Source organism: Pseudomonas sp. MG-9 (assembly GCF_018729515.1).
Taxonomy (GTDB): domain Bacteria; phylum Pseudomonadota; class Gammaproteobacteria; order Pseudomonadales; family Pseudomonadaceae; genus Aquipseudomonas; species Aquipseudomonas serboccidentalis.
Genome location: NZ_JAHHZH010000004.1, coordinates 137,810 through 150,016 on the forward strand (window position 1 = coordinate 137,810; position 12,207 = coordinate 150,016).

9 protein-coding genes are annotated in these 12,207 nt (G+C 61.6%); 5 read left to right on the forward strand and 4 right to left on the reverse strand.

Translation table 11 applies throughout. From position 1 onward, the window contains the following. Nucleotides 1-249: 249 nt before the first annotated feature. Nucleotides 250-1,242, reverse strand: a complete 993-nt coding sequence (locus tag KKQ10_RS11525; protein WP_215501170.1) for a D-cysteine desulfhydrase — start codon at nt 1,240-1,242, stop codon at nt 250-252. 190 nt (nt 1,243-1,432) lie between these two features. Between KKQ10_RS11525 and epsC the strand changes: the two genes are divergently transcribed. Continuing rightward, nucleotides 1,433-2,359 (forward strand): serine O-acetyltransferase EpsC, encoded by a 927-nt coding sequence (gene epsC / locus KKQ10_RS11530; RefSeq protein WP_102354693.1) that lies wholly within the window; start codon nt 1,433-1,435, stop codon nt 2,357-2,359. A gap of 397 nt (nt 2,360-2,756) precedes the next feature. Then, the gene (gene betT / locus KKQ10_RS11535) at nt 2,757-4,718 is read left to right on the forward strand and encodes a choline transporter BetT (RefSeq protein WP_164747836.1); all 1,962 of its coding nucleotides are present in this window, start codon (nt 2,757-2,759) and stop codon (nt 4,716-4,718) included. A 24-nt stretch (nt 4,719-4,742) separates the two neighbouring features. On the opposite strand, the gene KKQ10_RS11540 is transcribed toward betT, so the two are convergent. Further along, nucleotides 4,743-5,003: a hypothetical protein gene (locus tag KKQ10_RS11540; RefSeq protein WP_127648506.1), complete on the reverse strand. Its 261-nt coding sequence runs from the start codon at nt 5,001-5,003 to the stop codon at nt 4,743-4,745. 188 nt (nt 5,004-5,191) lie between these two features. Next, entirely contained in the window at nt 5,192-6,229 is a 1,038-nt protein-coding gene (locus KKQ10_RS11545; RefSeq protein WP_215501171.1) for a LacI family DNA-binding transcriptional regulator, read from the reverse strand. Between the two features lie 205 nt (nt 6,230-6,434). On the opposite strand from KKQ10_RS11545, the gene KKQ10_RS11550 reads away from it, so the two are divergent. From KKQ10_RS11550 to mgrA, 3 genes are all read left to right on the forward strand, one after another. Continuing rightward, nucleotides 6,435-8,660 (forward strand): TonB-dependent receptor, encoded by a 2,226-nt coding sequence (locus KKQ10_RS11550; protein WP_215501172.1) that lies wholly within the window; start codon nt 6,435-6,437, stop codon nt 8,658-8,660. Between the two features lies 1 nt (nt 8,661). Further along, nucleotides 8,662-9,981 carry an LLM class flavin-dependent oxidoreductase gene (locus tag KKQ10_RS11555; RefSeq protein ID WP_215501173.1) on the forward strand — a complete coding sequence of 440 codons (1,320 nt, stop codon included), beginning with the start codon at nt 8,662-8,664 and terminating at the stop codon, nt 9,979-9,981. Between the two features lie 192 nt (nt 9,982-10,173). Then, nucleotides 10,174-11,211 (forward strand): L-glyceraldehyde 3-phosphate reductase, encoded by a 1,038-nt coding sequence (gene mgrA / locus KKQ10_RS11560; RefSeq protein WP_215501174.1) that lies wholly within the window; start codon nt 10,174-10,176, stop codon nt 11,209-11,211. A 90-nt stretch (nt 11,212-11,301) separates the two neighbouring features. Here the strand turns inward: mgrA and tauD are convergent, their stop codons facing one another. Then, on the reverse strand, nt 11,302-12,141 hold the full coding sequence (gene tauD / locus KKQ10_RS11565; protein ID WP_215501175.1) for a taurine dioxygenase: 840 nt from the start codon (nt 12,139-12,141) through the stop codon (nt 11,302-11,304). Between the last annotated feature and the right edge of the window lie 66 nt (nt 12,142-12,207).

Consider the following 12,207-nt stretch of genomic DNA (forward strand, 5'->3'; position numbering starts at 1 on the left):
TGGCGAATTCGGGATTTGAACGACTGCGTTATCGTGCCCTAAAGCAGCTTATGCGTCTTGCGCGAAATTCGCCTGCGGCGAGACTATAAGATGTCTGCGTTAGACTTGAAAATACTTAATATTTGAAATGATATTCCTTTGTGGAATATGTGTTGTTCGCGAAAAAGATCGCAGCCTGCGGCAGCTCCTACATTTGGAATGCGTACTCCTGTAGGAGTTGCCGCAGGCTGCGATCTTTTGATCTTCCGGTTACAGAAAATCCCTATAGGCAAACAACGCCGGGGCCCCGCCGGTATGCAGGAAAATGATCGGGCCATCGTCGAAGCGCTGACGCCCGATGCCGTCGAGCAAACCGGCCATGGCCTTGCCGGTGTACACCGGATCGAGCAGCACCGCGTCCTGACTCGCCAACAGCTTCACCGCCGCCAGGGTCCCGGCATTCGGCTCGCCATACCGCGGGCCGAAGTATTCGTCCCACAACTCGACCTTGAAGTGCTCCGGCAATTTCACGCCCAGCAGATCCGCCGTGCGTTCGGCCAGACCCTGCACTTTCGGGCGCTGATCTTCTTCGCTGCGCGAAACGGTCACGCCGATCACCGGCAGTTGTGGCAAGGCTTCGCTCAATGCCAGCGCCAGACCGCTGTGGGTCCCGGCGCTGCCCGAGGCCAGCACCACGGCGGCGAAATCGAGGCCGGTGTCCTTGATCTGTTCGGCCAGTTCCAGGCCGGCGCGCACGTAGCCCAACGCACCCAGTGCATTGGAGCCACCGATCGGCACCAGATAGGGTTTTTTGCCATTGCTGCGCAGACGCACGGCGAGGGCGGCCAGTTGTTCGTCGGCATTATCGAGGTTGTCGACCCGTTCGACCTTGGTGTCGAACAGGTCCAGCAGCAGGCGATTGCCGTTGCCGGTGTAATCGCTATCGTCGGTGCCCAGCGGATTTTCCAGCAGGGCCACGCAACCCAGGCCCAATTTGGCGGCCAGCGCGGCGGTCTGGCGCACGTGGTTCGATTGCAGGGCGCCTGCGGTGATCAGCGTGTCGGCGCCCTGGGCGAGGGCATCGGCGGCGAGGTATTCGAGTTTGCGCAGTTTGTTGCCGCCCATGGCCAGCGGTGTCAGGTCATCGCGCTTGATGTACACGTCGCGACCCAGCCAGGCGGACAGGCGTTCGAGTTTTTCCAGAGGCGTGGGTTGTCCGAGCAGATCGAGACGGTTAAAGCGTTCCAGCTGTTGTTTGATCATGAGCCCGTACTGGCGGAGAAAGATGAAAGGACTATAGGCACGCGGTTTTACCGGGGCAACCGGCAATCGCTTATAGCCAAATGTGCTTAGGCCAGCACTATCGGTTCTTAATTCGCCGTCGCGGGCATGCCGTAAAGTAGTCGCCGTTAACGCGGCCAGACCGTCCGGCCGCCCGTGAGGAGTCTTTACCGTGAGCGAGCGTTCCAGCCATTGGCAACTGCAGACCATCGTCAGCCAACTGCGCAGTGCGCGGGATCAGTGGCGTGCACAGAATGGCCGGGCCACCGGCGAGCAGGGTGGCCGCGAGTTGCCATCCCGCGCGGCGATGGCGGAGATTCTCGAGGCCTTGTGTGGCGCGTTGTTCCCGATGCGTCTGGGGCCGGTGGATCTGCGTGAGGAGAGTGAAGACTTCTATGTCGGTCACACCCTCGACACGGCGCTGAATGCCTTGCTGGCGCAAGCCAGGCTTGAGCTGCGCTATGTCGCCCGGCACAGCGCTCAGGACGACAGCGATGTCGAGAAACAGGCGATTCGCATTATTCAGGACTTCGCCCTGGCCTTGCCGGGCCTGCGCAGCTTGCTCGACACCGATGTGCTGGCGGCCTATCACGGCGACCCGGCGGCGCGCAGTGTCGATGAAGTGCTGTTGTGCTATCCGGGGATTCTGGCGGTGATCCACCACCGTCTGGCGCATCATTTGTATCGCGCCGGGCTGCCGTTGCTGGCGCGGATCAGCGCGGAAATCGCGCACTCGGCGACGGGCATCGATATTCACCCGGGCGCGCAGATCGGCCGCAGCTTCTTCATCGACCACGGCACGGGTGTGGTGATCGGCGAAACCACGATCATCGGCGAGCGTGTACGGATCTATCAGACCGTGACACTCGGCGCCAAGCGCTTCCCGGCGGACGAGGACGGACAGTTGCAGAAGGGGCATCCACGGCATCCGATTGTCGAGGATGACGTGGTGATCTACGCCGGGGCGACGATTCTCGGGCGGATCACCATCGGCCAGGGCTCGACCATCGGCGGCAATGTCTGGCTGACCCGCAGTGTGCCGGCGGGGAGCAACCTGACCCAGGCCAATCTGCAGCATGATGACGGGACGCAGAAGTAAGATTCTGAGTCTGCGTTGCGATATCAGGTCTCATCGCCAGCAGGCTCGCTCCCACAATGGAATGCTTTTCAAATGTGGGAGCTTGCTCGCGAATGGTTTTCAGACCGAATCGGGATAATGGCATTCAGCCAATTCTCCAGTGAACGAATCCCCTCAAACCAGCGTCATACCCCTCCTTGAGCTAGCGTAGGAAAACTACCGCTTGGCCGTGCGATTAGTCCTTAGCGCCCTATCCATGTTTAACTTGAACGTTCATTCAAGTTAAACCGGTGGTTCGCTGCCCGCTCACAACAGGAGGCTTGCCTTTGCTGAGTCCGATCATTTCAGCCACGTTTCAACCCCTCGAGGTGCACCGTTCATGAGTGCATCGTCCACCCCCGCCAGCGGTCTGGTACGCATGAATCCGCCGGTGTTCTACTTCGCCGCGACGGTCATTCTGCTGTTTGGTCTCGTTGTCATCGCCATGCCGGAGCAGGCTGGAGCCTGGTTGCTGGCGGCACAAAACTGGGCGGCCAATACGGTCGGCTGGTACTACATGCTCGCGATGACGCTGTATCTGGTCTTCGTGGTGGTCACCGCGTTATCGGGCTACGGCAAGATTAAACTCGGTGCCGACCACGACGAACCCGAATTCAGTTACCTGTCCTGGGCCGGCATGCTGTTTGCCGCCGGGATCAGCATCACCCTGTTTTTCTTCTGCGTGTCCGAGCCGCTGACGCATTTGGCCCAACCGCCGCAAGGCGAGGCCGGTACTGCCGATGCGGCGCGCCAGGCAATGCAGATCCTGTTTCTGCACTGGGGCCTGCACGGCTGGGGCGTGTTCGCCTTCGTCGGTATGGCCCTGGCGTACTTCGCCTACCGGCATAACCTGCCGCTGGCGCTGCGTTCGGCGCTCTACCCGCTGATCGGCAAGCGCATCAACGGCCCCATCGGTTATGCGGTGGACGGCTTCGGCATCATCGCCACGGTGTTCGGTCTGGGCGCCGATATGGGCTTCGGTGTGCTGCACCTCAACTCCGGTCTCGACTATCTGTTCGGCATCGCCCACACCCAGTGGATTCAGGTCGGCCTGATCACGCTGATGATGGGTGCGGCGATCATTGTCGCCGTCTCCGGCGTCGATAAAGGCGTGCGGGTGATGTCCGACATCAACATGCTGCTGGCCTGTGCGTTGCTGCTGTTCGTGTTGTTCGCCGGTCCTACCCAGCATCTGCTCAACACCCTGATCCAGAACCTTGGCGACTACCTCGGCGCCTTGCCGATGAAGAGTTTCGACCTCTATGCCTACGACAAGCCAAGCGACTGGCTCGGTGGCTGGACGGTGTTCTACTGGGCCTGGTGGATCGCATGGTCGCCGTTCGTGGGCCTGTTCATCGCACGGATTTCCCGTGGCCGGACCATCCGTGAGTTCGTCTTCGGTGTGTTGCTGATTCCGCTGGGTTTCACCTTGGCGTGGATGTCGATCTTCGGCAACAGCGCCATCGATCAGGTGCTCAACCACGGCATGTCGGCACTGGGCATGTCGGCCCTCGACAATCCGTCGATGAGCCTTTACCTGCTGCTGGAAACCTACCCATGGAGCAAGACCGTCATCGCTGTGACGGTGTTCATCAGCTTCGTGTTCTTCGTCACCTCGGCCGACTCCGGCACCGTGGTGCTCTCGACCCTGTCGGCCAAGGGTGGCAGCCCGGACGAAGACGGGCCGAAGTGGCTGCGGGTGTTCTGGGGCGCGATGACCGCGCTGATCACCAGTGCGCTGCTGTTCTCCGGCAGCATCGATGCGCTTAAGTCGGCGGTGGTGCTGACCTCGCTGCCGTTCTCTTTGATTTTGTTGCTGATGATGTGGGGGCTGCACAAGGCGTTCTATCTGGAGTCGCAGAAACAGATCGCGCAACTGCATTCGCTGGCCCCGGTGTCCGGCTCACGCCGCGGCAAGGGTGGCTGGCGTCAGCGCCTGAGCCAGGCCGTGCACTTCCCGTCGCGCGACGAGGTGTACCGCTTCATGGACACCACGGTGCGTCCGGCGATCGAAGAAGTGACGGCAGTGTTTGTTGAAAAAGGCCTGAATGTGGTCACCCAACCGGATCCGGCGCATGACAACGTCAGCCTGGAAATCGGCCATGGCGAGTTACATCCGTTCATCTACCAGGTGCAGATGCGCGGCTACTTCACGCCGTCGTTTGCGCGCGGTGGTATGGGTTCCAAGCAACTCAACAACCGCCGCTACTACCGCGCTGAGGTGCACTTGAGCGAGGGCAGTCAGGACTACGATCTGGTGGGTTACACCAAGGAACAGATCATCAACGACATCCTCGACCAGTACGAACGCCACATGCAGTTCCTGCATCTGGTGCGTTGATCGGCCGCTGGGCGTCGGGACGTTTTACGACTCGGCGCTCAGCACCATGAACAACACCAGCGCCGCCATCGGCACTCCGAACACCGCACTGCCCACCGCGATTTCCGACCCCAGCGGCTGCCCGGCATGCACCACGCCCACCGCGCCATTGATCACCGTCAACGCCAGCCACAGCGCGGCGAAGCTGTAGGCCAGGGTCTGCCGACTGAAGCCGATACGCTCGCCGATGTACAGCATCAGGGCGAGCAGGACCAGGCCGAAGAAGATGATGATGGCGGTGTGCATGGCGAGTTCTGCCTAGTAGATGGATATCGCCTGATAGACCTCTATCGCGAGCAGGCTCACTCCTACAGTGAACGCGGTTGCGCACAAATCCTGTGGCCAACCGCATTCCTTGTAGGAGTGAGCCTGCTCGCGATAGGGCCACCTCGGTGTTAACTAGAGCATAGCCAATCCAGCCCCCGTCATCTTCGTCAGGTGCTCTCGCGTTCGATGACTTGGCACTGCAGTAAATTCAGCCGCTGCACCTCATCGCTCGGTAATACCCCAAGGCTTTCCAATACTCGCGTTGCCGCCAGCACGCCTATCTCCAGTGCCGGCGGTTTGATCGTGCTCAGGCTCGGCAACAGCATCTCGGCGAAAGGGTAATCGCCGAAGCCGAGGACGGCGCAGTCTTCGGGGATCTTCAGGCCGGCGCGTTGCCCGGCGAGCAGGCCGCCGGCGGCGAGGTTGTCGTTGGCGAAGATGATCGCCTCGGGGCGGGGAGAGGCGTTCATCAGCGCCTCCATCGCTTGCTTGCCGGCCTCGAACGGCGCGCGGTCGGCGTCGGGGGCGAACACCCAGGGTTCAAGTCCGAACTCACGCACGGTGGCGGCGTAACCGTCGCGGCGTTCCAGTGCACTGAGGTCGCCGGGGGCGCTATTCTGGACGAAGGCAATGCGTCGATAGCCTTTATCATGCAGATAACGCGCAGCGGTCGCGCCGACCTCGTAATGCGAAAAGCCGATCTGCATCGGTTCGCGATCCGGCTGGTAATCCCAGGTTTCGATCACGGGAATATCTGCCTCGGCGATCATCTTTTCCGTACCCGAACTGTGGAAGTGACTGGTCAGCACCAACGCTGCCGGCGACCAGCCGAGAAACGCCCGCACGGCGTTTTCTTCCTGTTCGGTGCTGAAGTAACTCGACGCCAACAGCAGTTGATAACCGTGGCGGCTGAGCGTGTCACTGAAGCCCTGAATGGTATTGGCAAAGATCGGCCCGGAGATGTTCGGGATCACCATGCCAACGATTTTGCCCCGCGATGAAGCCAGCCCGCCAGCCACCAGGTTCGGCACGTAACCCAACTCGGCGACCACTGCCGCAATTCGCTCGCGACGCTCGGGCGAGACCGACTCCGGTTGATTGAAATAACGTGACACGGTGATTGCCGATACACCGGCCTGGCGCGCCACCGCATTCAGGGTCACGCGTCCGGCGCCACGGCGTTTGCGGGGCTTTTCCTGGCTCAAGTCTCGATCCTTCCTAAAAACCAAAACGCATATAAAAGTAATTTTTCAGTATTGGACGCTCTATATGCAGCTTGCCAATACTGGCGATGGTAGCGCTAACAAAGCGCGCTGTCTGCTACTCGCTCGAGCGAATGCCCAAGACACCGATTCAGGCGCTGTCGTCGCAGAACGGCAGCGGTTCAGGGCCAATTTCGAGCGGGCAAACATGCACAACTTTCCTGGGGCGACACACACTCTGGCGCAATCGATTCGCGCCGCTGGCTGGATTTTTGCCGGGCTGGCGGCGTTGCCGCTGGCCGATGCGCTGGCCGCTGACAGCAGCGATCAGGAGCCGACTCTCAAGTCGGTGACAGTCACCGCCACCCGCCGCGAGGAGTCGCTGCAAAAGGTCCCGGTGGCGGTCTCGGTGATCGAGGGTGAACAGCTGGAGCGCGACAACCGCAACGGCGTGTCGAGCATCGTCCAGCAAGTGCCGTCGCTGAATTTCCGCACCGGCGCGTCGAACAAGGACACCTCGTTGTTCGTGCGTGGCGTCGGCACGATTTCTACCTCTCCAGGCGTCGAGCCAACGGTGGCCACGGTGATCGACGGCGTGGTCTATGCGCGTCCCGGTCAATCGACCCTCGATCTGCTGGATCTGGAGCGCGTCGAAGTCCTGCGCGGCCCGCAAGGCACGCTGTTCGGCAAAAACGCCTCGGCCGGTGTGCTCAACATCACCAGCAAGGCGCCGACCAACGAGACCCACGGCTACATCGACCAGTCGTACTACAGCGGCAACGAAAGCCGCACCCGCTTCGGCATCGGCGGCAGCCTGATTCCGGACACACTCAAGGGCTCGATCAGCACTTTGTTCGGCACTTACGACGGCAACGTCGATAACCAGCACAACGGGCAGGAGGTCAACGGCTACAACCATCGCGGCGTGCGCGGCAAACTCGAATTCACCCCAAATGACGACGTCACCTTCACCTTGATCGCCGACTACATGCAGTCCCATGACGACGGCCCCAACGGCGTCGTCAGCAAGTCGCTGACCCCGGCATTCGCCAACGCGCTGAGCCCGGTCTACGCCAGCAGCCATAACCGCGACATCAACACCGACACCCGCAGCCATGTCGAGGACACCAACAAAGGCCTGTCCGGCCAGCTCGACTGGCAACTGGGCGATTACACCCTGACGTCGATTACCGCGTGGCGCGGCTGGGACAACACGCAGTATCAGGACGGCGACCGTCTCGGCACCGTGACGGCAGCGTTCCCCGGCACTGCCGACAAGGGCGATCTGGCCTTCGACCAGTACTCGCAGGAGCTGCGTCTGGCCTCGCCGAAAGGCGAATTTATCGAGTACGTTGGCGGCCTGTTCTACATGCACGGCAAGGACGACGAGACGTATCAACGCACCTTGACCACCACCACGCGCACCGACCGAGGCGTCGCCGATTACAGCACCACCAGTGACAGCTACGCCGCGTTCGGCGAAACCACGCTGAACTTCACTTCCGCCTTCCGTGGCATCGCCGGCCTGCGCTACACCCACGATGAGCTGGAATACGATCACCGCCGCGTCTCGACGTCGGCGACCACGGTCAGCGGCATTCAACCGGCGACCCGCAGTTCCGGTTCGGTGGACGAGGACGGCTGGTCCGGTCGTCTCGGCGTGCAGTACGACCTCAGTGATGCCGTCACCACGTACCTGACCTATTCGCGCGGCTACAAAGGCCCGGCCTACAACGTGTTCTTCAACATGCAGCCGCGTGACACCGAGGCGCTGAAACCGGAAACCTCCAACACCTGGGAGGCAGGGGTCAAGGCCACGAGCTGGAACAACCGGCTGACCACCAATCTTGCGGTGTTCCACAGCGACTACGACAACTATCAGGCGAACTTTTTCGACACCGTTGCCGGGCAAGTAGTGACGCGCCTGATCAACGCCGGCAGCGTCAGCACCGAAGGCGTCGAACTCGATTACGCCTTGCAAGCGACCCAGCAACTCAAGCTCTCCGGGGCACTGGCTTACACCCGTGCACGCATCGATCAATTCAGCTGCCCGGCGGGTGCGGCGGCGTCGTGCAACGTCAATGGCAAGCCGCTGCCGTTCAGCCCGGACTGGAAAAGCTACGTGCGCGCCGACTACAGCATTGCGCTGGAAAACGGTCTGGATATCGAACTGGGCACCGACTACAACTGGCAGAGCGAAGTGCAGTACGACATCAGCCAGAACGCCGACACCAAACAAGGCGCCTACGGCATCTGGAACGCCAGCGTCGCGCTCGCCGATTACACCAACGGCTGGCGCGTGGCGCTGCTGGGCAAGAACCTCGCCGACAAGTCCTATTCGCCCCTGCTCGCCAGCGGCGGCAGCTACATCTACCGTGCCGTGCCACGGGATGACGAACGCTACTTCGGCGTGCAACTGCGCAAGGACTTCTGAGATGAGCAGACAGTTGAAACTCGGCGCGTTTCTCATGGCCACCGGGCACCACGTCGCCGCGTGGCGTCACCCTCAGGTGCCGGCCAATGCCGGCCTGGATTTCGCCCACTACAAGCGTCTGGCGCAGATTGCCGAGGCGGCAAAATTCGACACGCTGTTCGTCGCCGACAGCGTTGCCGCGCCGACCCAGGACATCGCCAGCCGCATGGCGCGCTCCGATCACTTCGAACCGCTGACCCTGCTCTCGGCCCTCAGCGCGGTCACCGAGCACATCGGTCTGATCGCTACGGCCACCACCAGCTACAACGAGCCGTACCATGTGGCGCGTAAATTCGCTTCACTCGATCACCTGTCCGACGGGCGCGCGGGGTGGAATCTGGTGACCTCGGACAATGCCGCCGAAGCGCTGAATTTCGGTCGCGACGAGCACATCGGTCACGCCGAACGCTACAGCCGCGCCCGCGAGTTTCATCAGGTGGTCACCGGGCTGTGGGACAGTTGGGAAGACGATGCGTTTCTTCGCGACAAGGCCAGCGGCACGTATTACGACCCGTCGAAGCTGCATGTGCTGGATCACGTCGGCGAGCACTTTCGGGTGAAAGGCCCGCTGAACGTCGCCCGTTCACCGCAGGGGCAACCGGTGATCGTGCAGGCCGGCTCTTCTGAAACCGGGCGTGAACTGGCAGCGCAAACCGCTGAGGTGGTGTTCACCGCGCAGACCTCGCTGGCCGGCGCACAGGCGTTTTACGCCGATCTCAAGGGGCGTCTGGCCAAGTACGGCCGCAGTGCCGATTCGCTGAAAATCATGCCGGGGGTTTTTGTCGTCGTCGGGCAAACGGAAGCCGAAGCACAGGAAAAATGTGAAACGTTTCAGCAATGGGTCGAACCGGAGGTTGGCGTCGCCTTGCTTGGGCGTATGCTGGGCAACTTCGACCTGTCGAAGTACCCGCTGGACGGGCCGTTACCGGCGTTGTCGCTGACCGACAGCGGGCAGCAGAGCCGGCAGAAATTGCTCACTGAACTGGCAGGGCGGGAGCACCTGACGCTCGCCGAACTCGGGCGCAAGATTGCCGGCGGACGCGGGCATTACAGCCTGATCGGCACCCCGGTGCAGATCGCTGACCGCTTGCAGGAGTGGTTCGAACAGGGCGCGGCGGATGGTTTCAACGTGTTGGTGCCGCACCTGCCGGGCGGGCTGGAAGACTTTGCCCATGGCGTGGTTCCGGAACTGCAGCGGCGTGGGCTGTTCAGAACCGAGTATGAGGGGCGGACCTTGCGCCAGAACCTGGGCCTGGCCCGACCCCAAAACAGATTTGTGTAGATCACTTTTTGTGGCGAGGGAGCTTGCTCCCGCTGGGCTGCGAAGCCGCCCCAAAAACCTGCAGCCGCATTCATTCAGGCAATTCACGATGGATGGATTTGCGCTTGCTGCGCAACCGAGCGGGAGCGAGCTCCCTCGCCACAGGTTGGGATTCACCCTCAATTTGCTGTCAATCAAACAAGAGAGGATTCGATGACTTATACCGCTGCCGAAAACCGCTACGACTCCATTCCTTACCGCCGCGTTGGCCGCAGCGGTCTGGTGCTGCCGGCGCTGTCGCTGGGCCTGTGGCACAACTTCGGTGACAGCACGCCGATCGACACCCAGCGCGCGTTGCTGCGCACCGCGTTCGATCTGGGGATCAACCACTTCGACCTCGCCAACAACTACGGCCCGCCGTACGGCAGCGCCGAGATCAATTTCGGTCGCCTGTTGCGTGAAGATTTCAAGCAGTACCGCGATGAGCTGATCATCTCGAGCAAGGCCGGTTGGGACATGTGGCCTGGTCCTTACGGGCAGGGCGGCGGTTCGCGAAAATACGTGCTGGCCAGCCTCGATCAGAGCCTGCAGCGTCTGGGCCTGGACTATGTCGATATCTTCTATTCGCACCGCTTCGACCCGGACACCCCGCTGGAAGAAACCGCCAGCGCCCTCGCCACCGCCGTGCAACAGGGCAAGGCGTTGTACATCGGTATCTCGTCGTACTCCGGGGTGAAAACCCGCGAGATCGCCGCGCTGCTCAAAGAGTGGAAAGTGCCATTGCTGATTCATCAGCCGGCGTACAACCTGCTCAATCGCTGGGTGGAAAAAGACCTGCTCGACACCACCGACGAACTCGGTGCCGGCGTCATCGCCTTCACCCCGCTGGCGCAGGGCTTGCTGACCGACAAATACCTCAACGGCGTGCCGGCGGATGCGCGGGTCAATCGTCCGGGCGGCGGCTCGTTGCAGGCTTCGCACTTGTCCGAGGCCAACATCGCGCACGTGCGCGCGTTGAACGAAATCGCCAAGCGCCGTGGCCAGAGCCTGGCGCAACTGGCGCTGGCGTGGACCCTGCGTGATCCGCGGGTGACCTCGGCCCTGATCGGCGCGAGCCGGCCAGAGCAGATCATCGAGAACGTCGGGGCGTTGAACAACCTGAGTTTCAGTGCTGAAGAATTGGCGGAGATTGACCGGTTTGCCCAGGAGGGCGGGATCAATCTTTGGGAGAAGCCTTCGACGGCTGAGTAATCAGTAAAGCAAAAGATCGCAGCCTGCGGCAGCTCTTACAGAGGAACGCGTTCCAATGTAGGAGCTGCCGCAGGCTGCGATCTTTTGATCTTAAAAGTAAGGCACATCCCCCAACACCGTAGCCCGCTGCATCACCCGTCGAGCCGGGCGGTAATCATCCACCGCGTAATGCTGGGTCACGCGGTTGTCCCAGAACGCAATGTCGTCTTTCTGCCAGCGCCAGCGAAGGGTGAATTCGGGGCGCGTCGTGTGAGCGAACAGAAACTTCAGAATCGCCTCGCTCTCGGTTTCCGACAGCTCGTTGATCTTCGAGGTGAAGCCTTCGTTGACGAACAACGAACGGCGGCCACTCACCGGATGGGTGCGGATCACCGGGTGCGACAACGGCGGATTCTTGCGCCGCGCCTCTTCCCACTGCGCCAGGGCATCTGGCGTATTGCCGTAGCGCTCCAGCGGAAACGAGCGGGTGAAGTCGTGAGTCGCGGTCAGCCCTTCGAGCAAGGTTTTCAGCGGCACCGACAGCGCTTCATACGCAGCGATTCCGCTGGCCCACAACGTGTCGCCACCGAACTCCGGCAGCAGTTTGGCGCTGAGTACCGCGCCCATCGCCGGGGTTGGCAGGAAGGTCACGTCGGTGTGCCAGATCGCGTTGTCGCGCACGTCGGTGACGGCGGTGTCGAGGATCAGCACTTCCGGCTGCTCCGGCACGTTCGGGTAGATCGGGTGAATGTGCAGGTCGCCGAAGTACGCGGCGAAACGCGCCTGTTGTGATGGCTCGATCGGCTGGTTGCGGAAGAACAGCACTTGGTACTTGAGCAGCGCCTGCTCAATGGCGTCGCGCTGTTCCAGGTTCAACGGCTGGCTGATGTCGACGCCGCTGATCTGTGCGCCGAGGGCTGAGCTTAAGGGGGTGATGGTCAGGCTGCTCATGGTGGTTCTCTTCAAATTCGGGGTTCAAGCTTTTGTAGGAGTGAGCCTGCTCGCGATTGCAGGCTG

Coding starts and splice junctions, on each gene's coding strand:
- mgrA (WP_215501174.1), top strand. CDS start 10,174: ATGACTTATACCGCTGCCGAAAACCGCTACGACTCCATTCCTTACCGC.
- KKQ10_RS11550 (WP_215501172.1), top strand. CDS start 6,435: ATGCACAACTTTCCTGGGGCGACACACACTCTGGCGCAATCGATTCGC.
- KKQ10_RS11525 (WP_215501170.1), bottom strand. CDS start 1,242: ATGATCAAACAACAGCTGGAACGCTTTAACCGTCTCGATCTGCTCGGA.
- KKQ10_RS11555 (WP_215501173.1), top strand. CDS start 8,662: ATGAGCAGACAGTTGAAACTCGGCGCGTTTCTCATGGCCACCGGGCAC.
- betT (WP_164747836.1), top strand. CDS start 2,757: ATGAATCCGCCGGTGTTCTACTTCGCCGCGACGGTCATTCTGCTGTTT.
- tauD (WP_215501175.1), bottom strand. CDS start 12,141: ATGAGCAGCCTGACCATCACCCCCTTAAGCTCAGCCCTCGGCGCACAG.
- KKQ10_RS11540 (WP_127648506.1), bottom strand. CDS start 5,003: ATGCACACCGCCATCATCATCTTCTTCGGCCTGGTCCTGCTCGCCCTG.